The organism is Providencia rettgeri (assembly GCF_041075285.1).
GTDB classification, from domain to species: domain Bacteria; phylum Pseudomonadota; class Gammaproteobacteria; order Enterobacterales; family Enterobacteriaceae; genus Providencia; species Providencia rettgeri_G.
This window is the reverse complement of the sequence record NZ_CP163512.1, coordinates 3,364,243-3,385,538: the sequence shown is the minus strand read 5'-3', so window position 1 is coordinate 3,385,538 and position 21,296 is coordinate 3,364,243. Positions and strand designations below refer to the sequence as shown.

General features: G+C 44.2%; 35 protein-coding genes, 5 tRNA genes and 2 rRNA genes. 41 read left to right on the top strand and 1 reads right to left on the bottom strand.

The genetic code is table 11. The features are described from left to right. The first annotated feature begins 42 nt into the window (after window positions 1-42). The 5 genes from rrf (AB6N04_RS15560) (at window position 43) to birA (ending at window position 2,596) form a co-directional block, all read left to right on the top strand. Window positions 43-158, top strand: a 5S ribosomal RNA gene (gene rrf, locus AB6N04_RS15560). 45 nt (window positions 159-203) lie between these two features. After that, window positions 204-279, top strand: a tRNA-Thr gene (locus tag AB6N04_RS15555). A 26-nt stretch (window positions 280-305) separates the two neighbouring features. Continuing rightward, window positions 306-421 (top strand): 5S ribosomal RNA (gene rrf / locus AB6N04_RS15550). A 169-nt stretch (window positions 422-590) separates the two neighbouring features. Continuing rightward, window positions 591-1,625, top strand: a complete 1,035-nt coding sequence (gene murB / locus AB6N04_RS15545; RefSeq protein WP_369309143.1) for a UDP-N-acetylmuramate dehydrogenase — start codon at window positions 591-593, stop codon at window positions 1,623-1,625. After that, window positions 1,622-2,596, top strand: a complete 975-nt coding sequence (gene birA, locus AB6N04_RS15540; RefSeq protein WP_369309142.1) for a bifunctional biotin--[acetyl-CoA-carboxylase] ligase/biotin operon repressor BirA — start codon at window positions 1,622-1,624, stop codon at window positions 2,594-2,596. Before murB ends, birA begins: the two co-directional genes overlap by 4 nt. 35 nt (window positions 2,597-2,631) lie before the next feature. On the opposite strand, the gene coaA is transcribed toward birA, so the two are convergent. After that, window positions 2,632-3,582 (bottom strand): type I pantothenate kinase, encoded by a 951-nt coding sequence (gene coaA, locus AB6N04_RS15535; protein WP_369309141.1) that lies wholly within the window; start codon window positions 3,580-3,582, stop codon window positions 2,632-2,634. 427 nt (window positions 3,583-4,009) lie between these two features. On the opposite strand from coaA, the gene AB6N04_RS15530 reads away from it, so the two are divergent. The 36 genes from AB6N04_RS15530 (at window position 4,010) to zntR (ending at window position 21,294) form a co-directional block, all read left to right on the top strand. Continuing rightward, window positions 4,010-4,085, top strand: a tRNA-Thr gene (locus AB6N04_RS15530). 15 nt (window positions 4,086-4,100) lie between these two features. Beyond that, window positions 4,101-4,185 (top strand) — tRNA-Tyr (locus AB6N04_RS15525). 74 nt (window positions 4,186-4,259) lie between these two features. Then, window positions 4,260-4,334 (top strand) — tRNA-Gly (locus AB6N04_RS15520). Between the two features lie 6 nt (window positions 4,335-4,340). Continuing rightward, window positions 4,341-4,416: transfer RNA gene (locus AB6N04_RS15515), tRNA-Thr, on the top strand. Window positions 4,417-4,534: 118 nt separating this feature from the next. Next, window positions 4,535-5,719, top strand: coding sequence for an elongation factor Tu (gene tuf / locus AB6N04_RS15510; RefSeq protein ID WP_369309140.1), 1,185 nt, complete (start codon window positions 4,535-4,537; stop codon window positions 5,717-5,719). 183 nt (window positions 5,720-5,902) lie between these two features. Further along, window positions 5,903-6,103, top strand: a complete 201-nt coding sequence (gene bfd, locus AB6N04_RS15505; RefSeq protein WP_369309139.1) for a bacterioferritin-associated ferredoxin — start codon at window positions 5,903-5,905, stop codon at window positions 6,101-6,103. A gap of 126 nt (window positions 6,104-6,229) precedes the next feature. Beyond that, window positions 6,230-6,703, top strand: coding sequence for a bacterioferritin (gene bfr / locus AB6N04_RS15500; RefSeq protein ID WP_369309138.1), 474 nt, complete (start codon window positions 6,230-6,232; stop codon window positions 6,701-6,703). A gap of 347 nt (window positions 6,704-7,050) precedes the next feature. After that, window positions 7,051-7,362 carry a 30S ribosomal protein S10 gene (rpsJ, locus tag AB6N04_RS15495; RefSeq protein WP_001181005.1) on the top strand — a complete coding sequence of 104 codons (312 nt, stop codon included), beginning with the start codon at window positions 7,051-7,053 and terminating at the stop codon, window positions 7,360-7,362. Window positions 7,363-7,394: 32 nt separating this feature from the next. After that, window positions 7,395-8,024, top strand: a complete 630-nt coding sequence (gene rplC / locus AB6N04_RS15490) for a 50S ribosomal protein L3 (RefSeq protein ID WP_369309137.1) — start codon at window positions 7,395-7,397, stop codon at window positions 8,022-8,024. Window positions 8,025-8,040: 16 nt separating this feature from the next. Then, window positions 8,041-8,646 carry a 50S ribosomal protein L4 gene (gene rplD, locus AB6N04_RS15485; protein ID WP_036955909.1) on the top strand — a complete coding sequence of 202 codons (606 nt, stop codon included), beginning with the start codon at window positions 8,041-8,043 and terminating at the stop codon, window positions 8,644-8,646. Next, entirely contained in the window at window positions 8,643-8,945 is a 303-nt protein-coding gene (gene rplW / locus AB6N04_RS15480) for a 50S ribosomal protein L23 (RefSeq protein ID WP_206086914.1), read from the top strand. Before rplD ends, rplW begins: the two co-directional genes overlap by 4 nt. A gap of 19 nt (window positions 8,946-8,964) precedes the next feature. Then, entirely contained in the window at window positions 8,965-9,789 is an 825-nt protein-coding gene (rplB, locus tag AB6N04_RS15475) for a 50S ribosomal protein L2 (protein WP_206086915.1), read from the top strand. 14 nt (window positions 9,790-9,803) lie between these two features. Further along, window positions 9,804-10,082, top strand: coding sequence for a 30S ribosomal protein S19 (rpsS, locus tag AB6N04_RS15470; protein ID WP_004265426.1), 279 nt, complete (start codon window positions 9,804-9,806; stop codon window positions 10,080-10,082). A gap of 15 nt (window positions 10,083-10,097) precedes the next feature. Continuing rightward, the gene (rplV, locus tag AB6N04_RS15465; protein ID WP_206086916.1) at window positions 10,098-10,430 is read left to right on the top strand and encodes a 50S ribosomal protein L22; all 333 of its coding nucleotides are present in this window, start codon (window positions 10,098-10,100) and stop codon (window positions 10,428-10,430) included. 17 nt (window positions 10,431-10,447) lie between these two features. Beyond that, the gene (gene rpsC, locus AB6N04_RS15460; protein ID WP_004907131.1) at window positions 10,448-11,149 is read left to right on the top strand and encodes a 30S ribosomal protein S3; all 702 of its coding nucleotides are present in this window, start codon (window positions 10,448-10,450) and stop codon (window positions 11,147-11,149) included. 12 nt (window positions 11,150-11,161) lie between these two features. After that, window positions 11,162-11,572: a 50S ribosomal protein L16 gene (rplP, locus tag AB6N04_RS15455; protein ID WP_004265436.1), complete on the top strand. Its 411-nt coding sequence runs from the start codon at window positions 11,162-11,164 to the stop codon at window positions 11,570-11,572. Continuing rightward, the gene (gene rpmC, locus AB6N04_RS15450) at window positions 11,572-11,763 is read left to right on the top strand and encodes a 50S ribosomal protein L29 (RefSeq protein WP_206086917.1); all 192 of its coding nucleotides are present in this window, start codon (window positions 11,572-11,574) and stop codon (window positions 11,761-11,763) included. The genes rplP and rpmC overlap by 1 nt, the downstream gene beginning before the upstream one ends. After that, window positions 11,763-12,017, top strand: coding sequence for a 30S ribosomal protein S17 (gene rpsQ, locus AB6N04_RS15445; RefSeq protein WP_004265446.1), 255 nt, complete (start codon window positions 11,763-11,765; stop codon window positions 12,015-12,017). The genes rpmC and rpsQ overlap by 1 nt, the downstream gene beginning before the upstream one ends. Before the next feature lie 180 nt (window positions 12,018-12,197). Next, window positions 12,198-12,569, top strand: a complete 372-nt coding sequence (rplN, locus tag AB6N04_RS15440) for a 50S ribosomal protein L14 (RefSeq protein ID WP_004265449.1) — start codon at window positions 12,198-12,200, stop codon at window positions 12,567-12,569. A gap of 10 nt (window positions 12,570-12,579) precedes the next feature. Continuing rightward, window positions 12,580-12,894: a 50S ribosomal protein L24 gene (rplX, locus tag AB6N04_RS15435; protein WP_047756683.1), complete on the top strand. Its 315-nt coding sequence runs from the start codon at window positions 12,580-12,582 to the stop codon at window positions 12,892-12,894. 15 nt (window positions 12,895-12,909) lie between these two features. Further along, a complete protein-coding gene (rplE, locus tag AB6N04_RS15430; RefSeq protein ID WP_369309136.1) occupies window positions 12,910-13,449 on the top strand; it encodes a 50S ribosomal protein L5 in 540 nt (179 codons plus the stop codon). A 12-nt stretch (window positions 13,450-13,461) separates the two neighbouring features. After that, window positions 13,462-13,767, top strand: a complete 306-nt coding sequence (gene rpsN, locus AB6N04_RS15425) for a 30S ribosomal protein S14 (RefSeq protein WP_004265458.1) — start codon at window positions 13,462-13,464, stop codon at window positions 13,765-13,767. Between the two features lie 29 nt (window positions 13,768-13,796). Further along, window positions 13,797-14,189 (top strand): 30S ribosomal protein S8, encoded by a 393-nt coding sequence (gene rpsH / locus AB6N04_RS15420; protein ID WP_004907134.1) that lies wholly within the window; start codon window positions 13,797-13,799, stop codon window positions 14,187-14,189. 14 nt (window positions 14,190-14,203) lie between these two features. Further along, window positions 14,204-14,737, top strand: a complete 534-nt coding sequence (gene rplF / locus AB6N04_RS15415; RefSeq protein WP_369309135.1) for a 50S ribosomal protein L6 — start codon at window positions 14,204-14,206, stop codon at window positions 14,735-14,737. A gap of 9 nt (window positions 14,738-14,746) precedes the next feature. Continuing rightward, on the top strand, window positions 14,747-15,100 hold the full coding sequence (gene rplR, locus AB6N04_RS15410; RefSeq protein ID WP_369309134.1) for a 50S ribosomal protein L18: 354 nt from the start codon (window positions 14,747-14,749) through the stop codon (window positions 15,098-15,100). A gap of 14 nt (window positions 15,101-15,114) precedes the next feature. Then, window positions 15,115-15,615 carry a 30S ribosomal protein S5 gene (rpsE, locus tag AB6N04_RS15405; RefSeq protein WP_006657022.1) on the top strand — a complete coding sequence of 167 codons (501 nt, stop codon included), beginning with the start codon at window positions 15,115-15,117 and terminating at the stop codon, window positions 15,613-15,615. Window positions 15,616-15,621: 6 nt separating this feature from the next. Next, window positions 15,622-15,801: a 50S ribosomal protein L30 gene (gene rpmD / locus AB6N04_RS15400; RefSeq protein ID WP_369309133.1), complete on the top strand. Its 180-nt coding sequence runs from the start codon at window positions 15,622-15,624 to the stop codon at window positions 15,799-15,801. Between the two features lie 3 nt (window positions 15,802-15,804). Continuing rightward, window positions 15,805-16,239, top strand: coding sequence for a 50S ribosomal protein L15 (gene rplO / locus AB6N04_RS15395; protein WP_369309132.1), 435 nt, complete (start codon window positions 15,805-15,807; stop codon window positions 16,237-16,239). A gap of 7 nt (window positions 16,240-16,246) precedes the next feature. Then, complete coding sequence (gene secY, locus AB6N04_RS15390) at window positions 16,247-17,572, top strand: preprotein translocase subunit SecY (protein WP_369309131.1); 1,326 nt, start codon at window positions 16,247-16,249, stop codon at window positions 17,570-17,572. Window positions 17,573-17,618: 46 nt separating this feature from the next. Further along, window positions 17,619-17,735 (top strand): 50S ribosomal protein L36, encoded by a 117-nt coding sequence (gene rpmJ / locus AB6N04_RS15385; protein ID WP_004265484.1) that lies wholly within the window; start codon window positions 17,619-17,621, stop codon window positions 17,733-17,735. A gap of 145 nt (window positions 17,736-17,880) precedes the next feature. Next, window positions 17,881-18,237, top strand: a complete 357-nt coding sequence (gene rpsM / locus AB6N04_RS15380; protein ID WP_004907144.1) for a 30S ribosomal protein S13 — start codon at window positions 17,881-17,883, stop codon at window positions 18,235-18,237. 17 nt (window positions 18,238-18,254) lie between these two features. Next, the gene (gene rpsK / locus AB6N04_RS15375) at window positions 18,255-18,644 is read left to right on the top strand and encodes a 30S ribosomal protein S11 (RefSeq protein ID WP_004388621.1); all 390 of its coding nucleotides are present in this window, start codon (window positions 18,255-18,257) and stop codon (window positions 18,642-18,644) included. Window positions 18,645-18,681: 37 nt separating this feature from the next. Beyond that, on the top strand, window positions 18,682-19,302 hold the full coding sequence (rpsD, locus tag AB6N04_RS15370; RefSeq protein WP_004265487.1) for a 30S ribosomal protein S4: 621 nt from the start codon (window positions 18,682-18,684) through the stop codon (window positions 19,300-19,302). 25 nt (window positions 19,303-19,327) lie between these two features. Then, window positions 19,328-20,317, top strand: a complete 990-nt coding sequence (gene rpoA, locus AB6N04_RS15365; protein ID WP_004265491.1) for a DNA-directed RNA polymerase subunit alpha — start codon at window positions 19,328-19,330, stop codon at window positions 20,315-20,317. Between the two features lie 37 nt (window positions 20,318-20,354). Further along, complete coding sequence (gene rplQ / locus AB6N04_RS15360) at window positions 20,355-20,741, top strand: 50S ribosomal protein L17 (protein ID WP_014657271.1); 387 nt, start codon at window positions 20,355-20,357, stop codon at window positions 20,739-20,741. Between the two features lie 136 nt (window positions 20,742-20,877). Then, window positions 20,878-21,294: a Zn(2+)-responsive transcriptional regulator gene (gene zntR, locus AB6N04_RS15355; RefSeq protein WP_369312144.1), complete on the top strand. Its 417-nt coding sequence runs from the start codon at window positions 20,878-20,880 to the stop codon at window positions 21,292-21,294. Window positions 21,295-21,296: the final 2 nt, after the last annotated feature.

The following is a 21,296-nucleotide window of genomic DNA, read 5'->3' as shown; positions in this document are numbered from 1 at the left end:
TGGTTTAGTGAAAGATAGCTAAACGGGAAGAAACAGAATTTGTCTGGCGGCAATAGCGCGGTGGTCCCACCTGACCCCATGCCGAACTCAGCAGTGAAACGCCGTAGCGCCGATGGTAGTGTGGGGTCTCCCCATGTGAGAGTAGGGAACTGCCAGACATTAAATTTAAAGGTTGTGTCAGTACTAACTGACCGCACCATATTGCTGATATGGCTCAGTTGGTAGAGCACACCCTTGGTAAGGGTGAGGTCCCCAGTTCGAATCTGGGTATCAGCACCATATAATCGGCATTTAAAAAGAATTTACCTAGCGGCAATAGCGCGGTGGTCCCACCTGACCCCATGCCGAACTCAGTAGTGAAACGCCGTAGCGCCGATGGTAGTGTGGGGTCTCCCCATGTGAGAGTAGGGAACTGCTAGGTTTTAAATATAAGAAGCCACCCAATGGGTGGCTTTTTGCTTTCTATCGAAAGTAAGCTGACTGTTCCATAAAACACCTCAAATTATCTTATTTTATTATTCTTGCTACCCACGGCTAACTCTGGCTGATAGACTTACTTTATTATCGTTATATTTTCCCTGAAGGTAGTAATGAATCAAACTTCTGAACTCAAGCCATTTAACAGTTTTGGCATTGATGCAAAAGCACTGTCAGTTTTTATAGTAGAGAATAAACAATCACTCCATCAGCGATGGCTTGAAGCGAAAAATGACAACTTGCCAATATTATTACTTGGCGGGGGGAGTAATGTTTTATTTGTAGAGAATTTTGACGGTATTGTCATTATTAATCAGTTAAAAGGCATTGAAATTACTGAATGTGACGACTATTGGTATGTACATGTTCAAGCTGGTGAAAATTGGCATCAGCTATTAGAAACGTTGTTACAAAAAGGAATTTATGGTGCAGAGAATCTCGCTTTAATTCCTGGATGTGCAGGTTCAGCGCCAATTCAAAACATCGGTGCTTACGGTGTTGAGTTGAAAGATATTTGTGACTATGTAGACATCTTATCACTGGAAACCAATCAAGAAACGCGCATTGCAGCAAGTGAGTGCCAATTTGGCTACCGTGACAGTATTTTTAAACATGAATATCAATATGGTTATGCCATAGTTAGTATTGGGCTAAAGCTCGCTAAAAAGTGGGAGCCTAAACTGACTTACGGTGACTTGACAATGTTTAACCCCAAAACAGTAACTCCCAAACAGGTCTTTGATGCAGTATGCCAAACTCGTAGAAGCAAATTGCCTGACCCCGCAGTAACAGGTAATGCTGGGAGCTTTTTTAAAAATCCGGTTATCTCTGCTGAAAAAGCGGCTAAGATTAAACAAGAAAATCCAAGCTGCCCTCAATACCAGCAAGCGGATGGTCGCGTAAAATTGGCAGCAGGTTGGCTTATTGATCAGTGTGGTCTAAAAGGGCATGAGGTAGGCGGAGCAGCGGTGCATACTCAGCAGGCGCTAGTGTTAATTAACAAACACCAAGCAACAGGGTTAGATGTCGTTAACTTAGCGAAATACGTTAGCCAAAGCGTTGCTAAGCGCTTTGATATTATTTTAGAACCGGAAGTTCGATTTATTGGCCGTCATGGCGAAGTGAACGCAATGGATTATATTCAATGAAAGAAACATCTATCCCTTTACAAATAATAGATATCTTAGCGGATGCTCAAATACACTCCGGTGAACAACTTGGTGAGAAGCTTGGAATGAGTAGAGCTGCTATCAATAAGCATATCAAAACGTTACGTTCATGGGGCTTAAACATTGAAACTGTGACGAGTAAGGGATATAAGCTCCCTTATCAAATAAACTTACTGAACGAAGATAGCATCAAACAACGCATTAATGATGTAAATATTATTGTAGAGCCTGTAATTGATTCTACTAATCAGTATATGCTTGAGCGCATCCCAAACTTGATATCGGGAGATACTTGCCTTGCAGAATATCAAAGTGCAGGTAGAGGTCGAAGAGGTCGACAATGGGTTTCTCCCTTTGGATGTAATCTTTATTTATCAATGTATTGGAAATTGGACCAAGGTCCAGCGGCAGCAGTTGGCTTGAGTCTTGTTGTTGGGATAGTAATTGCGGAAACCTTAAATAAAATAAGCAAAGAAAAAGTAAAAGTAAAATGGCCCAATGACCTGTATATGAATGATAAAAAACTTGCAGGTATTTTGGTTGAATTAACGGGTAAAACTGGAGATGCTGCTCATATTATTATTGGTATCGGTATTAATATTGGTATGAATAAAACCAATATAGAAAATACAAAAACAATAACTCAAGAGTGGGCATCATTGAGAGATGAAGTCGAAGACATAGAACGAAATGAATTATCGGCTAATATTATTCAAGCATTAAAAGAATCATTAGTTATATTTGAAAAAGAAGGCTTAAAGCCATTTTTGGACAGATGGTTTAAGCTTGATAACTTTCTAGGAAGAAAAGTTAAACTATTGATTGGAAATGATATTGTTACTGGTGTTGAGCGAGGAATTAACGAACAGGGCGCTTTGTTACTGCAAAAAGATAATGGGGAAATAATCCCCTATATCGGTGGTGAAATATCGCTAAGACCAAACGAATAAGGAATGATTGGCCGAGAACTTTCGGCCAATATATATTATTTTCTTAATCTGACATTTTGAATTGAATGATTTTCGCCTTTTGTCATTATTAGGCTTGCACGTTCTTTAGTCGGTAAAATATTTTCTTCAAGATTAAGTCCATTTATCTCATCCCAAATTGTTCCTGCAATCTTAATAGCTTCTTCTTCACTCAATTTTGAATAATTATGAAAGTATGAATCCGGGTCGGAGAAAGCACCTTGTCTAAATTTAAGGAAGCGGCTGATATACCATTGCTTTAATAGTGCAGGGTGGGCATCAACGTAGATTGAGAAATCAACAAAATCTGAGACAAACACATGGTGTGGATCTTGTGGATAGTCCATATCGCTTTGTAATACGTTTAGCCCTTCTAAAATTAAAATATCAGGTTGATCAATAACTTGTTCTTGGTTTGGAACAATGTCGTAGGTTAAATGGGAATAAACTGGCGCTCGAACATTTCGTGCGCCTGATTTTATTTGAGAAACAAAGTTAACCAATTTACGCATATCATATGACTGTGGAAAACCTTTTTTCTTCATAATGTTCCGATCTTTTAATACCTGATTCGGATGAAGAAACCCATCTGTCGTAATTAAATCAACTTTACGGTGTTCTGGCCAACGGGTTAATAGCGCTTGTAATAAACGAGCGGTTGTACTCTTACCGACGGCCACGCTCCCGGCGATACCGATGATATAAGGTACTTTTGCATCATTAGTGCCTAAAAACTGCTCTAGGACAGCCTGACGACGTAAGTTAGAACTAATATAAAAATTCAATAAGCGCGATAAAGGCAGATAAATTTCAATAACATCTTCCATTGAAAGCTCTTCGTTAATACCTTTTAACTCGAGTAGCTCACTGGATGTTAATGTCAGAGGGACAGAATCACGTAATGTTGCCCAATGCTCTCTATCAAACTCTAAATATGGCGTAGTAATAAAATTTTCGTTCTTTTTCATAAACCAACATCTGCCTATTTTGTGCAGGTTGGACAGGTTGCCTAAACACCCGTATCCAAAAAATTTGCTAGCATCATAGCGAGTGATGGGGGGGAGGCGTAAGCTTTTTTATAATATTTATGATTTTTTTTTGAGTTAAGCAAAAAAAACAGGTGCGATTGCTGGGAAAATAACCGATTAATCAAAGCGCTAAAAATGTGATAGAGACTAAATAATGACATTTAAAATGTTTGGAGTCGATTATCGGACTTTACGGACTGAATAATAATGGATTATAGTTAACAGCTGTTGCTGATGTTTTAATCTTAAAATAGTTAAAAAATCAGCAAAAATACAAAAAGCGGATAAAATGTGAGCAAACGAACAAAAAATTAAATTTTTTTGTTGCAACCTGCGCTCACTCTTCCTAGAATGCGCAGCACTTGATGCCGGCATAGCTCAGTTGGTAGAGCAACTGACTTGTAATCAGTAGGTCCCGAGTTCGACTCTTGGTGCCGGCACCATTAAAAATTTGGATAGGTGGGATACCCAAGCGGCCAAAGGGAGCAGACTGTAAATCTGCCGTCACAGACTTCGAAGGTTCGAATCCTTCTCCCACCACCATCTCCAAGAAGGTTTTCTTATAGAAACTTCAAGGAACAGTTTAACAGCTGATAACTCAGGTAGCCGAGTTCATTGCGGGCATCGTATAATGGCTATTACCTCAGCCTTCCAAGCTGATGATGCGGGTTCGATTCCCGCTGCCCGCTCCAAGATGTGCTGATATGGCTCAGTTGGTAGAGCACACCCTTGGTAAGGGTGAGGTCGGCAGTTCGAATCTGCCTATCAGCACCACTTCCCTTATGTTCTCAATTATCTCCCTGATTTGTCTCCTGAAAAAAACAAGCGAAATAATTTCTTGCTTGGTTGATGTGGTTTAACCACCGATTCCGTGTCTTAGAGGGACAATCTAATGTCTAAAGAAAAATTTGAACGTTCAAAACCGCACGTTAACGTTGGTACTATCGGCCACGTTGACCACGGTAAAACTACCCTGACAGCAGCAATCACTACTGTTCTGGCTAAAACTTACGGCGGTAACGCGCGTGCATTCGACCAAATCGATAACGCACCAGAAGAAAAAGCGCGTGGTATCACTATCTCTACTTCTCACGTAGAGTACGACACCCCAACTCGCCACTACGCACACGTAGACTGCCCAGGACACGCCGACTATGTTAAAAACATGATCACTGGTGCTGCGCAGATGGACGGTGCAATTCTGGTTGTTGCTGCGACTGATGGCCCAATGCCACAAACTCGTGAGCACATCCTGTTAGGTCGTCAGGTTGGCGTTCCTTACATCATCGTGTTCCTGAACAAATGTGACATGGTTGATGACGAAGAACTGTTAGAATTAGTTGAAATGGAAGTTCGTGAGTTACTGTCTCAGTACGACTTCCCAGGCGACGACACTCCAGTTGTTCGCGGTTCAGCTCTGAAAGCGCTGGAAGGTGTTCCAGAGTGGGAAGCGAAAATTGTTGAATTAGCTGAGCACTTAGACAGCTACATCCCAGAGCCAGAGCGTGCAATTGACAAACCATTCCTGCTGCCAATTGAAGACGTGTTCTCAATTTCAGGTCGTGGTACAGTTGTTACAGGTCGTGTTGAGCGCGGTATCATCAAAGTTGGTGAAGAAGTTGAAATCGTTGGTATCAAACCAACAGCAAAAACAACTTGTACTGGCGTTGAAATGTTCCGTAAATTACTGGACGAAGGTCGTGCGGGTGAGAACGTTGGTGTTCTGCTGCGTGGTACTAAGCGTGAAGAAATCGAACGTGGTCAAGTCCTGGCTAAACCAGGTTCAATCAAGCCACACACCCAATTCGAATCAGAAGTTTATATCCTGAGCAAAGATGAAGGTGGTCGTCATACTCCATTCTTCAAAGGTTACCGTCCACAGTTCTACTTCCGTACAACTGACGTAACCGGTACTATCGAACTGCCAGAAGGCGTAGAGATGGTAATGCCAGGTGATAACATCAACATGATCGTTACCCTGATCCACCCAATCGCGATGGACGACGGTTTACGTTTCGCAATCCGTGAAGGTGGCCGTACTGTAGGTGCGGGTGTTGTTGCAAAAATCATTGCATAATACATAACATCACAAGTTTTAGAAAAAGGCACCTTAATCGGTGCCTTTTTTATAGCCTAAACTCGAAGTTAATGCTCGAAGTATCTATCGCGTATTTAGTCTGTAAAACAGTCAAAACGATAATTGAAATGCTAATCATTTTTATTTAGAATCATTAATAGTAATATTGATGAGTAAATAACTATGTATGTATGTCTTTGTGAAGCCATTACAGATAAGCAAATCAGAAATGCGGTGAGAAAATATCAAGTCACTTCATTAAAAGGGTTGCGCCAAGTCCTGCCAGTAGGTCGTGAATGTGGAAAATGTATTCGGCAAACCAGAGAAATTTTGCAACAAGAACTCACTCATCTAGAAGCAATCTGTGCGATTGAAGTGGCATAATTCTTAGCTCTTCAAATTATCTACCTGCCTACTTTATTGCTTTTTACATAAATGATTGTGTAAAAATTACTCTACTAATCAATTTCAGTACTACACTTAAAAGACTGGAAGCGATGGAGGGTACAAATGAAAGGCGATAAAAAAATGATAGCCCACCTTAATAAGTTGTTGGGCAATGAGCTAGTCGCTATTAACCAATATTTTTTACATGCGCGTATGTTTAAAAATTGGGGGCTTACACGTCTCAATGAGATGGAATACCATGAGTCAATCGATGAAATGAAACACGCGGATAAATATATAGAGCGTATTCTTTTCCTTGAAGGTATTCCTAACCTACAAGACCTAGGTAAGCTAAATATCGGTGAAGATGTTGAAGAAATGCTGAAGTCTGACTTACAGCTTGAACTTGATGGCGCAAAAAATTTAAAAGAGGCAATTAAATATGCAGACTCTATCCATGACTATGTCAGCCGAGATCTGATGATTGAAATTTTAGCTGATGAAGAAAATCATATTGATTGGATAGAAACACAGTTAGACTTAATTGTACGTTTAGGTATTCAAAATTACCTACAAGCACAAATTATTGAAGAGTAGTGACTTTAGTTTGCTATCTTAAGTGAGATTTTTTGGCTTTTACGAGCGCCTAATTTCTGATCCTATCAGCGTTGGGCGCTTTTTTATTATGACGACCAGAAAATTCGCACATATTTTCCGCTATTGCTTGCGTTTCACCATAATTTACGTATAATGCGCGGGCTTACTGATGAGTAAGCCCTAGTTTACTAGGACTGAAATATCAGTATTGAGTCAACAATTTGTTGCTCATTTAGACAATACTCCCGATATGGGGGTTACATCAAGACGATTACACTCCCCCATCAATCGAAATGGGTGCGAGGAGTAATCATTTACGTTTATAAAATAGTTGGAGCTCTGGTCTCATGCAGAACCAAAGAATCCGTATCCGCCTTAAAGCTTTTGATCATCGTTTAATCGATCAATCAACTGCGGAAATCGTAGAGACTGCTAAGCGCACTGGTGCGCAGGTACGTGGTCCTATCCCGCTGCCGACACGTAAAGAGCGTTTTACCGTTCTGATTTCTCCGCACGTTAATAAAGACGCGCGTGATCAGTACGAAATTCGCACTCACAAACGTCTGGTTGACATCGTTGAGCCAACCGAGAAAACCGTTGATGCTCTGATGCGTCTGGACCTGGCTGCCGGCGTTGACGTGCAGATCAGCCTGGGTTAATCAGGTCGTCGAACGATTGAGAGGTTGAAACAATGATTGGTTTAGTCGGTAAGAAAGTGGGAATGACACGTATCTTCACTGAAGATGGTGTTTCTATCCCTGTAACTGTTATCGAAATTGAAAATAACCGCGTTACTCAGGTTAAAACTGTAGAAACTGACGGTTACAATGCAATTCAGGTTACTACTGGTAGCAAAAAAGCTAACCGTGTAACTAAGCCTGAAGCAGGTCATTTCGCTAAAGCTGGCGTTGAAGCTGGCCGTATTCTGCGCGAATTCCGTACTGAAGAAGGTGCTGAATTTACTGCAGGTCAAAGCATTAGCGTTGAAATTTTCGCTGACGTTAAAAAAGTCGATGTTACTGGTACATCTAAAGGTAAAGGTTTTGCTGGCACAGTTAAGCGCTGGAATTTCCGTACTCAAGATGCTACTCACGGTAACTCCTTGTCACACCGTGTTCCGGGTTCTATCGGTCAAAACCAGACTCCGGGCAAAGTGTTTAAAGGCAAGAAAATGGCAGGCCAACTGGGTAATGAACGTGTCACTGTTCAAAGCTTAGATGTAGTACGTGTTGACGCTGAGCGCAACCTGCTGCTGGTCAAAGGTGCTGTTCCAGGAGCAACTGGTAGCAACCTGATCGTAAAACCGGCTGTCAAGGCTTAACGTCGAGGAGATAGGAATGGAATTGGTAATGAAAGACGCGCAAAGCGCGCTGACTGTTTCCGAAACTACCTTCGGGCGTGATTTCAATGAAGCGCTTGTTCACCAAGTAGTTGTTGCGTATGCAGCTGGTGCTCGTCAAGGTACTCGTGCTCAGAAAACTCGTGCTGAAGTTTCTGGTTCAGGTAAAAAACCATGGCGTCAAAAAGGCACAGGCCGCGCACGTTCTGGTTCAATCAAGAGCCCAATCTGGCGCTCTGGTGGTGTTAGCTTCGCAGCTAAACCACAGGACCACAGTCAAAAAGTTAATAAAAAGATGTACCGTGGTGCGTTAAAAAGCATCCTCTCTGAGTTGGTACGTCAAGATCGTCTGATCGTTGTCGAACAGTTCTCTGTTGAAGCACCTAAAACTAAGTTGCTGGCACAGAAATTGAAAGATATGGCTCTGCAAGATGTTCTGATCATCACTGCTGAATTAGATGAAAATCTGTTCTTAGCAGCACGTAACCTGTACAAGGTTGACGTCCGTGATGCAGCAGGTATCGACCCAGTTAGCCTAATTGCTTTCGACAAAGTGGTTATGACTGCTGATGCTGTGAAGCAAGTTGAGGAGATGCTGGCATGATCCGTGAAGAACGTCTGCTGAAAGTACTGCGCGCGCCGCATGTATCTGAAAAAGCTTCTACAGCGATGGAAAAAAGCAATACCATCGTTCTCAAAGTTGCGAAAGACGCGACTAAAGCAGAAATTAAAGCTGCTGTACAGAAACTGTTTGAAGTTGAAGTTGAAGGTGTTAACACTTTGCTGGTTAAAGGCAAAACTAAACGCCACGGTCAGCGCACTGGTCGTCGTAGCGACTGGAAAAAAGCTTACGTCACGCTGAAAGAAGGCCAAAATTTGGACTTCATTAGCGGTGCTGAGTAAGTCGGAGGAGTAAAGAACAATGGCAGTTGTTAAATGTAAACCTACGTCTCCGGGCCGTCGCCACGTAGTTAAAGTGGTTAACCCTGAGCTGCATAAGGGTAAACCTTATGCTCCGCTGTTAGAAAAAAACAGCAAATCCGGTGGTCGTAACAACAATGGCCGTATCACTACCCGTCACATCGGTGGTGGCCATAAGCAACATTATCGTCTAGTTGACTTTAAACGCAACAAAGATGGTATCCCTGCGGTTGTTGAACGTTTGGAATATGATCCAAACCGTTCTGCGAACATCGCACTGGTTCTATATAAAGACGGTGAACGTCGTTATATTCTTGCACCAAAAGGCCTGAAAGCTGGTGACCAGATTCAATCTGGTGTTGATTCAGCAATCAAAGCTGGTAATGCAATGCCAATGCGCAACATCCCTGTTGGTTCTACAGTTCATAACATCGAACTGAAACCAGGTAAAGGTGGTCAGTTAGCGCGTTCAGCAGGTACTTACGCTCAAATCGTTGCTCGTGATGGCGCTTATGTCACATTACGTCTGCGTTCTGGTGAAATGCGTAAAGTATTAGCAGATTGCCGTGCAACCTTAGGTGAAGTTGGTAACGCTGAACATATGTTACGTGTTCTCGGTAAAGCTGGTGCTAGCCGCTGGCGTGGTATTCGTCCTACCGTTCGCGGTACTGCGATGAACCCAGTAGACCATCCACATGGTGGTGGTGAAGGCCGTAACTTTGGTAAACACCCAGTAACACCATGGGGCGTTCAGACCAAAGGTAAGAAAACTCGTAGCAACAAGCGTACTGATCAATTCATCGTACGTCATCGTTCTAAAAAATAATTAGAGGATAAGCCATGCCACGTTCTCTCAAGAAAGGTCCTTTTATTGACCTGCACTTGCTGAAGAAGGTAGAGAAAGCGGTGGAAAGCGGAGACAAGAAGCCTCTCAAGACTTGGTCCCGTCGTTCAACGATCTTTCCTAATATGATCGGATTGACCATCGCTGTCCATAATGGTCGTCAGCATGTTCCAGTTTTCGTAACCGACGAAATGGTTGGTCACAAACTGGGTGAATTCGCACCGACTCGCACTTATCGCGGCCATGCGGCAGATAAGAAAGCTAAGAAACGTTAAGGATAGGAGGAAGAGATGGAAACTTTAGCTATACATCGCCACGCTCGTTCTTCTGCCCAGAAGGTTCGCTTAGTTGCCGACCTGATTCGCGGTAAGAAAGTGTCGCAAGCTCTGGAAATTCTGACCTACACCAACAAAAAAGCTGCTGGTTTAGTGAAGAAAGTACTTGAATCTGCAATTGCTAACGCAGAGCAAAACGATGGCGCTGACATTGATGACCTGAAAGTTGCGAAAATTTTCGTAGACGATGGTCCAACTATGAAACGCATCATGCCGCGTGCGAAAGGCCGTGCAGATCGTATTCTTAAGCGCACCAGCCACATCACTGTGGTTGTGTCCGATCGCTGAGACTCTGGAGACTAGCAATGGGTCAGAAAGTACATCCTAATGGTATTCGCCTGGGTATTGTCAAACCTTGGAACTCTACTTGGTATGCGAATACTAATGAATTCGCTGACAACCTAGACAGCGACTTTAAAGTACGCCAGTACTTGAATAAAGAATTGGCAAAAGCGTCAATCTCTCGCATCGTTATCGAACGTCCTGCGAAAAGCATTCGTGTGACTATTCACACTGCTCGCCCAGGTATCGTTATCGGTAAGAAAGGTGAAGACGTTGAAAAACTGCGTAAAACAGTAGCGGATATCGCTGGTGTTCCTGCGCAAATCAATATCGCCGAAGTTCGTAAACCAGAACTGGACGCAAAATTAGTTGCTGACAGCATTTCTTCACAGCTGGAACGTCGTGTTATGTTCCGTCGTGCTATGAAGCGTGCAGTACAGAACGCAATGCGCCTGGGCGCTAAAGGTATCAAAGTTGAAGTCAGCGGCCGTTTAGGTGGTGCTGAAATCGCTCGTACCGAGTGGTATCGTGAAGGCCGTGTGCCACTGCACACATTACGTGCTGATATCGATTACAACACTTCAGAAGCGCACACTACATATGGTGTTCTCGGCGTTAAGGTATGGATCTTCAAAGGTGAGATTCTGGGTGGTATGGCTGCCGTTGAACAAGCTGAGAAACCAGCTGCTCAACCTAAAAAGCAGCAGCGTAAAGGCCGCAAGTAAGGAGAGTCGCTGATGTTACAACCAAAGCGTACAAAATTCCGTAAGGTGCACAAGGGCCGCAACCGTGGTCTGGCGCAAGGTACGGATGTTAGCTTCGGCACTTTCGGTCTTAAAGCTGTTGGCCGTGGTCGTCTGACTGCACGTCAGATCGAAGCGGCACGTCGTGCTATGACCCGTGCTATTAAGCGTCAAGGTAAAATCTGGATCCGTGTGTTCCCAGACAAACCAATTACTGAGAAACCACTTGAAGTTCGTATGGGTAAAGGTAAAGGTAACGTAGAATATTGGGTTGCCTTAATTCAGCCTGGAAAAGTCCTGTACGAAATGGACGGTGTGCCTGAAGAGCTGGCTCGTGAGGCATTCTCTCTGGCAGCAGCGAAACTGCCTATCAAAACCACCTTTGTAACTAAGACGGTGATGTAATGAAAGCACAAGAGCTGCGCGTAAAAAGCGTTGAAGAGCTGAATGCTGAACTGCTGAATCTGCTGCGTGAACAATTTAATTTACGTATGCAAGCTGCAAGCGGTCAGCTGCAACAGTCTCATCTGTTGAAACAAGTGCGTCGCGATATCGCACGTGTGAAGACTTTACTGACTGAGAAGGCAGGTGCGTAATGAGCGATAAAATCCGTACTCTGCAAGGTCGTGTAGTTAGCGATAAAATGGAGAAATCTATTGTTGTTGCTATCGAGCGTATGGTGAAACACCCTCTGTATGGTAAATTCATCCGTCGTACGACTAAATTGCACGTACATGACGAGAACAATGAATGTGGAATTGGTGACGTGGTAGAAATCCGCCAAACTCGTCCACTGTCTAAGACTAAGTCTTGGGCCTTAGTTCGCGTTGTAGAAAAAGCTGTTCTGTAATAGAATAGGCTTTACTGATGAATAAACGGCTCTTTTTGACTGAGCCGTTTATTTTTTTCTGTCCATCGCGTTGATGTGGTGTTATAATGCCGCGCCCTCGTAGTATGGGTATATTTGAACGGCCTCTTCATAATGAGATGAGGTGGCTCAGTAGTAGTTGACATTTAGCGGAGCACTAAAATGATCCAAGAACAGACTATGCTGAACGTGGCCGACAACTCCGGTGCACGTCGCGTAATGTGTATCAAGGTTCTAGGTGGCTCGCACCGTCGCTATGCACATGTAGGCGACATCATTAAAATTACTGTTAAAGAAGCAATTCCACGCGGTAAGGTTAAAAAGGGTGATGTCCTGAAAGCGGTAGTGGTGCGCACCAAGAAGGGTGTACGTCGCCCTGACGGTTCTGTCATTCGCTTCGATGGTAATGCTTGTGTGTTATTAAACAATAACAGCGAGCAAGTAATCGGTACGCGTATTTTTGGGCCGGTAACTCGTGAACTTCGTAATGAGAAGTTTATGAAAATTATCTCTCTGGCACCTGAAGTACTCTAAGGAGCGAACTATGGCAGCGAAAATCCGTCGTGATGACGAAGTTATCGTGCTAACTGGTAAAGATAAAGGTAAGCGCGGTAAAGTAAAACAGGTTCTTTCTTCTGGTAAAGTTATCGTTGAAGGTATTAATCTGGTTAAAAAACATCAGAAGCCAGTTCCGGCTCTGAACCAACCAGGTGGCATCGTTGAAAAAGAAACGGCTATTCAAGTTTCTAACGTTGCAATCTTTAACGCGGCAACTGGTAAGGCTGACCGTGTAGGCTTTAGATTCGAAGACGGTAAAAAAGTCCGTTTCTTCAAATCTAACAGTGAAACTATCAAGTAATTTTTGGAGTATACGATGGCGAAACTGCATGATTACTATAAAGACGAAGTTGTTAATAAACTCATGTCTGAGTTTAGTTACACTTCTGTCATGCAAGTCCCTCGGGTCGAGAAGATCACCCTGAATATGGGTGTTGGTGAAGCGATTGCTGACAAAAAACTGCTGGATAACGCAGCAGCTGATTTAGCAGCTATCTCTGGTCAAAAACCATTGATCACCAAAGCACGCAAATCTGTTGCAGGCTTCAAAATCCGTCAGGGCTATCCAATCGGCTGTAAAGTAACCCTGCGTGGCGAACGCATGTGGGAGTTCCTTGAGCGTCTGATTTCTATTGCTGTACCACGTATTCGTGACTTCCGTGGCTTGTCCGCTAAGTCTTTCGATGGTCGCGGTAACTACAGCATGGGTGTTCGTGAACAAATCATCTTCCCTGAAATCGATTACGATAAAGTGGATCGTGTGCGTGGCTTAGATATTACTATCACCACGACTGCGAAATCAGATGACGAAGGTCGCGCACTGTTAGCAGCGTTCAACTTCCCGTTCCGCAAGTAAGGCAGGGTACTCATGGCTAAGAAATCTATGAAAGCGCGTGATGTTAAACGTGCTAAATTAGCTGAGAAGTTCTTCGCAAAACGCGTTGAATTGAAAGCTATCATCTCTGATGTTAAAGCATCTGATGAAGATCGCTGGGACGCTGTTCTCAAGCTGCAAACACTGCCACGTGATTCAAGTCCTTCTCGTCAGCGTAACCGCTGCCGTCAAACAGGGCGTCCGCACGGTTTCCTGCGGAAGTTTGGTCTGAGCCGTATTAAAGTCCGTGAAGCCGCTATGCGCGGTGAAATCCCGGGCCTTAAAAAGGCAAGTTGGTAATTCCATTTGAATCACGGGAGTAAAGACAGATGAGCATGCAAGATCCCATCGCGGATATGCTGACCCGTATCCGTAACGGTCAGGCCGCGAACAAAGTTGCGGTCACCATGCCTTCCTCCAAGCTGAAAGTGGCGATTGCCAAAGTGCTGAAGGAAGAAGGTTATATTGAAGATTTTAAAATTGAAGGCGACATCAAGCCAGAACTGGAACTGACTTTACGTTATTTCCAAGGTAAGGCTGTTGTAGAAAGCATTCAGCGTGTAAGCCGCCCAAGTCTGCGCATCTATAAGAAAAAAGATGAGCTGCCACAAGTTATGGCTGGCTTAGGTATCGCTGTTGTTTCTACCTCTAAAGGTGTCATGACTGATCGTGCAGCTCGCCAAGCTGGTCTTGGTGGCGAGATTCTCTGCTACGTAGCTTAATTCGGGAGGAAAGAATGTCTCGTGTGGCAAAAGCACCCGTCGTCATTCCTGCCGGCGTAGAGGTAAAACTCAACGGTCAGGTTATTTCGATTAAGGGTAAAAACGGCGAGCTTACTCGTACTATCCATAATGCAGTTGAAGTTAAACATGAAGATGGCCATTTAACTTTCGGACCACGTGCTGGTTTCGATGATGCATGGGCACAAGCGGGTACGACTCGTTCACTGTGTAATGCAATGGTTGTCGGTGTTACAGATGGCTTCACTAAAAAGCTTCAACTGGTTGGTGTTGGTTACCGTGCAGCAATCAAAGGCAATGCTGTTAGCTTGTCTTTAGGTTTTTCGCATCCGGTTGAACACGCACTGCCAGCAGGCATTACTGCTGAATGTCCAACACAAACTGAAATCGTACTGAAAGGTGCGGATAAGCAAGTGATTGGTCAAGTTGCAGCAGAACTGCGTGCTTACCGTCGTCCTGAGCCTTACAAAGGTAAAGGTGTTCGTTACGCCGATGAAATCGTGCGTACCAAAGAGGCTAAGAAGAAGTAAGGTAACACTATGGATAAGAAAGCAGCTCGTATCCGTCGTGCGACCCGCGCACGCCGTAAGATCCAAGAATTGGGTGCGACTCGCCTGGTGGTACATCGTACTCCACGCCATATTTATGCGCAGGTTATCGCACCAAACGGTTCTGAAACATTGGTTGCAGCTTCTACTACAGAAAAAGCTATCAATGAACAAGTTAAGTTTACTGGAAACAAAGACGCAGCAGCAGTAGTTGGTAAATTAATTGCTGAACGCGCATTGGAAAAAGGCATCACTGCTGTTGCTTTTGACCGTTCTGGTTTCCAATATCATGGTAGAGTCCAGGCACTGGCAGATGCTGCCCGTGAAGCTGGCCTTCAGTTCTAAGGTAGAGGTGTAAGATGTCTCACATCGAAAAACAAGCTGGCGAACTGCAGGAAAAGCTGATCGCGGTAAACCGCGTAGCAAAAACCGTTAAAGGTGGCCGTATTTTCAGCTTTACCGCACTGACTGTAGTTGGTGATGGTAACGGTCGCGTTGGTTTTGGCTACGGCAAAGCGCGCGAAGTTCCGGCAGCAATCCAGAAAGCGATGGAAAAAGCCCGTCGCAGTATGAAAACCGTTGCTCTTAACAACGGCACATTATTCCACCCAGTGAAAGGTACACACACCGGTTCTCGCGTGTTTATGCAACCTGCTCACGAAGGTACCGGTATCATTGCCGGTGGTGCAATGCGTGCTGTGTTAGAAGTAGCTGGAGTTCGCAACGTACTGGCTAAAACCTACGGTTCCACAAACCCAATTAACGTGGTTCGTGCAACACTGGATGCTTTAGACAGCATGAAGTCTCCAGAAATGGTCGCAGCTAAGCGTGGAAAATCCGTCGAAGAAATTCTGGGGTAATCGGCCATGGCTAAGACTATTAAAATTACACAAGTTCGCAGTTCAATCGGTCGTCTGCCTAAGCATAAGGCAACTTTGACTGGTTTAGGTCTGCGTCGCATTGGTCATACAGTAGAACGTGAGGATACTCCTGCCGTTCGTGGTATGATCAACTTGGTTTCCTACATGGTTAAAGTTGAGGAGTAAGAGATGCGTTTAAATACTCTGTCTCCGGCTGAAGGTGCCAAGCACGCGCCTAAACGCGTAGGTCGTGGTATCGGTTCTGGTCTGGGTAAAACTGGCGGCCGTGGTCACAAAGGTCAGAAATCTCGTTCTGGCGGTGGCGTACGTCGTGGTTTCGAAGGCGGCCAGATGCCTTTATATCGTCGTCTGCCGAAATTCGGCTTCACTTCACGTAAAGCAATGATCACTGCAGAGGTTCGTCTGTCTGATTTTGCTGCTGTTGAAGGCGATGTTATTGATCTGAACGCACTGAAAGCCGCGAACGTTGTTGGCATCCAGATTGAATTTGCGAAAGTTATTCTGTCTGGCGAAGTGAACCGTGCAGTTACTGTACGTGGCCTTCGTGTTACTAAAGGTGCTCGCGCTGCAATCGAAGCTGCCGGCGGTAAAATTGAGGAATAAGTGACAGATGGCTAAACAACCGGGATTAGATTTTCAAAGTGCCAAAGGTGGAGCTGGCGAACTTAAACGCAGACTTTTGTTTGTAATTGGTGCGCTAATTGTTTTCCGAATTGGTTCTTTTATTCCAATCCCTGGTATTGATGCCACTGTGCTTGCCAAATTGCTCGAACAGCAACAAGGCACCATCATTGAAATGTTCAACATGTTCTCTGGTGGTGCTCTTAGCCGTGCTTCTATCTTTGCTTTGGGTATCATGCCGTATATTTCAGCATCGATTATTATCCAATTATTATCAGTGGTTAATCCACGATTAGCAGAGATTAAGAAGGAAGGAGAAGCAGGTCGTCGGAAGATAAGCCAATATACTCGCTGGGGTACTCTGGTATTAGCAATATTCCAATCTATTGGTATTGCAATGGGTCTACCGAATATGCCAGGGATGCAAGGGTTAGTTATTGATCCAGGCTTCCCGTTCTACTTTACGGCTGTTGTTAGCTTAGTCACAGGGACAATGTTCTTGATGTGGTTAGGTGAACAGATAACTGAACGAGGTATCGGTAACGGTATTTCAATCATTATCTTCGCTGGTATTGTTGCGGGATTACCGCCGGCTATTGGCCATACCATCGAGCAAGCTCGGCAAGGCGATCTGCACTTCCTCCTGTTGCTGTTGGTTGCGGTATTAGTATTCGCGGTAACTTTCTTTGTTGTGTTTATGGAGCGTGGTCAACGTCGTATCGTTGTTAATTACGCTAAACGCCAGCAAGGACGCCGTGTTTATGCAGCACAAAGTACGCATTTACCGTTAAAAGTGAATATGGCGGGTGTAATTCCTGCAATTTTTGCTTCCAGTATCATACTATTCCCGGGTACAATAGCATCTTGGTTTGGTGATGGAACTGGCTGGGACTGGCTGACTACAATTTCCATGTATTTACAGCCTGGTCAACCGTTATATGTGTTGCTTTATGCTTCTGCGATCATCTTCTTCTGTTTCTTCTATACGGCGTTGGTTTTCAACCCAAGAGAAACAGCAGATAACCTGAAGAAGTCCGGTGCATTTGTACCAGGAATTCGTCCGGGAGAGCAAACGGCCAAGTACATTGATAAGGTAATGACTCGCCTGACATTAGTCGGCGCACTATATATTACCTTCATCTGCCTAATCCCGGAGTTCATGCGTGACGCAATGAAAGTACCTTTTTACTTTGGTGGTACTTCCCTCTTAATTGTGGTTGTCGTTATCATGGACTTTATGGCTCAAGTGCAAACTCTGATGATGTCAAGTCAATATGAGTCTGCATTGAAGAAAGCAAACCTGAAAGGTAAGTAATCACTTTGTGTGATTATGGTTTGCTTAGAAGTTACGGAGAGTAAAAATGAAAGTTCGTGCTTCCGTCAAGAAATTATGCCGTAACTGCAAAATTATCCGTCGCAATGGTAGCGTTCGTGTAATTTGTAGTGTTGAACCAAGACATAAACAACGTCAAGGTTAAGAAAAAGCATTTTTTTCTTGCAAAGTTGGGTTGAGCTGGCTAAATTAGCCAGCCAATCTTTTTTATCTAAGATACATTATTGTTTGAGTATCCTGAAAACGGGCTTTTCAGCACAGTAATGTATATTTTAACTTAGGAGTGCATAGTGGCCCGTATAGCAGGCATTAACATTCCTGATCATAAACATACCGTAATCGCTTTAACATCGATTTTCGGCATCGGCAAAACTCGTTCACAGGCTATCTGTGAAGCAACTGGTATTGCTGAAAATGTTAAGATCAGTGAGCTGTCTGAAGAACAAATCGACAAGCTGCGTGACGAAGTTGCCAAGTATGTGGTAGAAGGTGACCTACGTCGTGAAATTACCCTGAGCATCAAGCGTCTGATGGACCTTGGATGTTACCGTGGTTTACGTCATCGTCGTGGTCTTCCTGTGCGCGGACAGCGTACTAAGACTAACGCTCGTACCCGTAAGGGTCCGCGTAAGCCGATCAAGAAATAAGTCGGGGTATTGAAATAATGGCAAAGGCACCAGTTCGTGCACGTAAGCGTGTAAGAAAACAAGTCTCAGACGGTGTGGCTCATATCCATGCTTCTTTCAACAACACTATCGTTACAATTACTGACCGTCAGGGTAACGCATTAGGTTGGGCAACTGCCGGTGGTTCCGGTTTCCGTGGTTCTCGCAAATCTACTCCGTTCGCAGCTCAGGTTGCAGCAGAGCGTTGCGCAGAAGCTGTGAAAGAATACGGAATCAAAAACCTGGAAGTTATGGTTAAGGGACCGGGTCCGGGTCGCGAATCAACAATTCGTGCTCTGAACGCCGCTGGTTTCCGCATCACTAATATTACTGATGTGACTCCTATCCCTCATAACGGTTGTCGCCCACCGAAAAAACGTCGCGTTTAATACGTTTCGTTTTTTTTAGGACTGTTGGAGAAAGAAAATGGCTAGATATTTGGGTCCTAAGCTCAAGCTGAGCCGTCGCGAAGGAACAGACCTCTTTCTGAAGTCTGGTGTTCGCGCGATTGACACCAAGTGTAAATTAGAACAGGCACCAGGCCAGCACGGAGCGCGTAAACCGCGTCTGTCTGACTACGGTGTTCAGTTACGTGAAAAACAAAAAGTTCGTCGTATTTACGGTGTTCTAGAGCGTCAATTCCGTAACTATTACAAAGAAGCAACACGTCTGAAAGGCAACACAGGTGAAAACCTGCTGACTCTGCTGGAAGGTCGTCTTGATAACGTCGTTTACCGTATGGGCTTTGGCGCAACTCGCGCAGAAGCACGTCAAATGGTTAGCCATAAAGCTATCATGGTAAATGGTCGCGTAGTTAATATCGCTTCTTATCAGGTTTCCCCGAATGACGTTATCAGCGTTCGTGAGAAAGCTAAAAAACAGTCTCGTATTAAGGCTGCTTTAGAGCTGGCTGAACAGCGTGAGAAGCCAACTTGGCTGGAAGTTGATGCTGCTAAAATGGAAGGTGTGTTCAAACGTATTCCTGAACGTACTGACTTGTCTGCGGACATTAACGAACACCTGATCGTCGAGCTTTACTCCAAGTAAAGCTTAGCACCAAAGAGAGGACACAATGCAGGGTTCTGTGACAGAGTTTCTAAAACCGCGCCTGGTAGATATCGAGCAAGTGAGTTCGACGCACGCTAAGGTGACCCTTGAGCCTTTAGAGCGTGGCTTTGGTCATACTCTAGGTAACGCACTGCGCCGTATTCTGCTTTCGTCTATGCCGGGTTGTGCGGTGACAGAGGTTGAGATTGATGGTGTACTGCATGAGTACAGCACCAAAGAAGGTGTACAGGAAGATATCCTGGAGATTCTCCTCAACCTGAAAGGGCTGGCGGTAAAAGTTCAGGGGAAAGATGAAGTTATTTTAACCTTGAATAAATCTGGCATTGGCCCTGTGACTGCAGCCGATATCATCCATGATGGTGATGTCGAAATCGTCAAGCCACAGCACATCATCTGCCACCTGACTGACGAAAGCGCATCTATTAATATGCGAATTAAAGTACAGCGTGGTCGTGGTTATGTGCCGGCTTCTGCCCGAGTTCATTCGGAAGAAGATGAGCGCCCAATTGGTCGTTTGTTAGTCGATGCTTGCTACAGCCCTGTAGAGCGTATTGCCTACAATGTTGAAGCAGCTCGTGTTGAGCAACGTACTGACTTGGATAAGTTAGTTATCGAAATGGAAACTAACGGTACAATCGATCCTGAAGAGGCGATTCGCCGTGCAGCGACCATTCTGGCTGAACAACTTGAAGCTTTTGTTGATTTACGTGATGTACGTCAACCAGAAGTTAAAGAAGAGAAACCAGAATTCGATCCTATCTTACTGCGCCCAGTTGACGATCTGGAATTGACTGTCCGCTCTGCTAACTGCCTCAAAGCAGAAGCTATCCACTACATCGGTGATCTGGTACAGCGTACAGAAGTTGAGTTGCTTAAAACGCCTAACCTTGGTAAGAAATCTCTTACTGAAATTAAGGACGTCTTGGCATCTCGTGGTCTTTCTCTGGGCATGCGCTTAGAAAATTGGCCACCAGCAAGTATTGCTGATGATTAAGATCACAGGTTAAGGTTTTACTGAGAAGGATAAGGTCATGCGCCATCGTAAGAGTGGTCGTCAATTGAACCGCAACAGCAGCCACCGCCAAGCTATGTTCCGTAACATGGCTGGTTCTTTAGTTCGTCATGAGATCATCAAGACGACTCTGCCTAAAGCGAAAGAACTGCGTCGCGTCGTTGAGCCGCTGATTACTCTTGCCAAGACCGACAGCGTAGCTAATCGTCGTCTGGCATTCGCACGTACTCGTGATAACGAGATCGTTGCAAAATTATTTAATGAACTGGGACCTCGTTTCGCAGCTCGTGCAGGTGGTTACACTCGTATTCTTAAGTGTGGCTTCCGTACAGGCGACAACGCTCCGATGGCTTACATCGAGCTTGTTGACCGTGCTGTTGAGTCTCAAGAAGCTGCTGCAGAGTAATCTGTTGTCGCTTTCAAGAAAACCGGGTATATTTGCCCGGTTTTTTTGTACCTGCTATTCTTACCCTTCAATTTAATGGTTTTCTTCCCTTGAGTTTCTTATTATCAACCCATATTTGTAGGTCAGTATTATGAGCATGTACAAGATAGGTGAAATTGCAAAGCTAGCGGATGTGACTCCAGATACAATTCGTTTTTATGAAAAACAGGGTTTGATGGGGCATAAGGTACGAACTGAAGGTGGTTATCGCTTGTTTACAGAACAAGATCTGCAAAGATTACGTTTCATTCGATATGCTAAGCAATTAGGTTTTACCTTAGAAGCGATAGCGGAATTATTGTCTATTCGAGTCGATCCAGAGCATCATACTTGTCAGGAATCTAAACATATTGTTGATATCAGATTGCTGGAAGTTGAAAAAAAGATCCAAGAGCTTATTATTATGCGCGACTCATTGAAGATGCTGAGTTCTGCATGCTGTGGTGATGAACATGCGACAACATACTGCTCTATTATGGAGATATTAGAACGAGGTGCTTCTACGGTTTATTGATT

Coding starts and splice junctions, on each gene's coding strand:
- murB (WP_369309143.1), top strand. CDS start 591: ATGAATCAAACTTCTGAACTCAAGCCATTTAACAGTTTTGGCATTGAT.
- birA (WP_369309142.1), top strand. CDS start 1,622: ATGAAAGAAACATCTATCCCTTTACAAATAATAGATATCTTAGCGGAT.
- coaA (WP_369309141.1), bottom strand. CDS start 3,582: ATGAAAAAGAACGAAAATTTTATTACTACGCCATATTTAGAGTTTGAT.
- tuf (WP_369309140.1), top strand. CDS start 4,535: ATGTCTAAAGAAAAATTTGAACGTTCAAAACCGCACGTTAACGTTGGT.
- bfd (WP_369309139.1), top strand. CDS start 5,903: ATGTATGTATGTCTTTGTGAAGCCATTACAGATAAGCAAATCAGAAAT.
- bfr (WP_369309138.1), top strand. CDS start 6,230: ATGAAAGGCGATAAAAAAATGATAGCCCACCTTAATAAGTTGTTGGGC.
- rpsJ (WP_001181005.1), top strand. CDS start 7,051: ATGCAGAACCAAAGAATCCGTATCCGCCTTAAAGCTTTTGATCATCGT.
- rplC (WP_369309137.1), top strand. CDS start 7,395: ATGATTGGTTTAGTCGGTAAGAAAGTGGGAATGACACGTATCTTCACT.
- rplD (WP_036955909.1), top strand. CDS start 8,041: ATGGAATTGGTAATGAAAGACGCGCAAAGCGCGCTGACTGTTTCCGAA.
- rplW (WP_206086914.1), top strand. CDS start 8,643: ATGATCCGTGAAGAACGTCTGCTGAAAGTACTGCGCGCGCCGCATGTA.
- rplB (WP_206086915.1), top strand. CDS start 8,965: ATGGCAGTTGTTAAATGTAAACCTACGTCTCCGGGCCGTCGCCACGTA.
- rpsS (WP_004265426.1), top strand. CDS start 9,804: ATGCCACGTTCTCTCAAGAAAGGTCCTTTTATTGACCTGCACTTGCTG.
- rplV (WP_206086916.1), top strand. CDS start 10,098: ATGGAAACTTTAGCTATACATCGCCACGCTCGTTCTTCTGCCCAGAAG.
- rpsC (WP_004907131.1), top strand. CDS start 10,448: ATGGGTCAGAAAGTACATCCTAATGGTATTCGCCTGGGTATTGTCAAA.
- rplP (WP_004265436.1), top strand. CDS start 11,162: ATGTTACAACCAAAGCGTACAAAATTCCGTAAGGTGCACAAGGGCCGC.
- rpmC (WP_206086917.1), top strand. CDS start 11,572: ATGAAAGCACAAGAGCTGCGCGTAAAAAGCGTTGAAGAGCTGAATGCT.
- rpsQ (WP_004265446.1), top strand. CDS start 11,763: ATGAGCGATAAAATCCGTACTCTGCAAGGTCGTGTAGTTAGCGATAAA.
- rplN (WP_004265449.1), top strand. CDS start 12,198: ATGATCCAAGAACAGACTATGCTGAACGTGGCCGACAACTCCGGTGCA.
- rplX (WP_047756683.1), top strand. CDS start 12,580: ATGGCAGCGAAAATCCGTCGTGATGACGAAGTTATCGTGCTAACTGGT.
- rplE (WP_369309136.1), top strand. CDS start 12,910: ATGGCGAAACTGCATGATTACTATAAAGACGAAGTTGTTAATAAACTC.
- rpsN (WP_004265458.1), top strand. CDS start 13,462: ATGGCTAAGAAATCTATGAAAGCGCGTGATGTTAAACGTGCTAAATTA.
- rpsH (WP_004907134.1), top strand. CDS start 13,797: ATGAGCATGCAAGATCCCATCGCGGATATGCTGACCCGTATCCGTAAC.
- rplF (WP_369309135.1), top strand. CDS start 14,204: ATGTCTCGTGTGGCAAAAGCACCCGTCGTCATTCCTGCCGGCGTAGAG.
- rplR (WP_369309134.1), top strand. CDS start 14,747: ATGGATAAGAAAGCAGCTCGTATCCGTCGTGCGACCCGCGCACGCCGT.
- rpsE (WP_006657022.1), top strand. CDS start 15,115: ATGTCTCACATCGAAAAACAAGCTGGCGAACTGCAGGAAAAGCTGATC.
- rpmD (WP_369309133.1), top strand. CDS start 15,622: ATGGCTAAGACTATTAAAATTACACAAGTTCGCAGTTCAATCGGTCGT.
- rplO (WP_369309132.1), top strand. CDS start 15,805: ATGCGTTTAAATACTCTGTCTCCGGCTGAAGGTGCCAAGCACGCGCCT.
- secY (WP_369309131.1), top strand. CDS start 16,247: ATGGCTAAACAACCGGGATTAGATTTTCAAAGTGCCAAAGGTGGAGCT.
- rpmJ (WP_004265484.1), top strand. CDS start 17,619: ATGAAAGTTCGTGCTTCCGTCAAGAAATTATGCCGTAACTGCAAAATT.
- rpsK (WP_004388621.1), top strand. CDS start 18,255: ATGGCAAAGGCACCAGTTCGTGCACGTAAGCGTGTAAGAAAACAAGTC.
- rpsD (WP_004265487.1), top strand. CDS start 18,682: ATGGCTAGATATTTGGGTCCTAAGCTCAAGCTGAGCCGTCGCGAAGGA.
- rpoA (WP_004265491.1), top strand. CDS start 19,328: ATGCAGGGTTCTGTGACAGAGTTTCTAAAACCGCGCCTGGTAGATATC.
- rplQ (WP_014657271.1), top strand. CDS start 20,355: ATGCGCCATCGTAAGAGTGGTCGTCAATTGAACCGCAACAGCAGCCAC.
- zntR (WP_369312144.1), top strand. CDS start 20,878: ATGTACAAGATAGGTGAAATTGCAAAGCTAGCGGATGTGACTCCAGAT.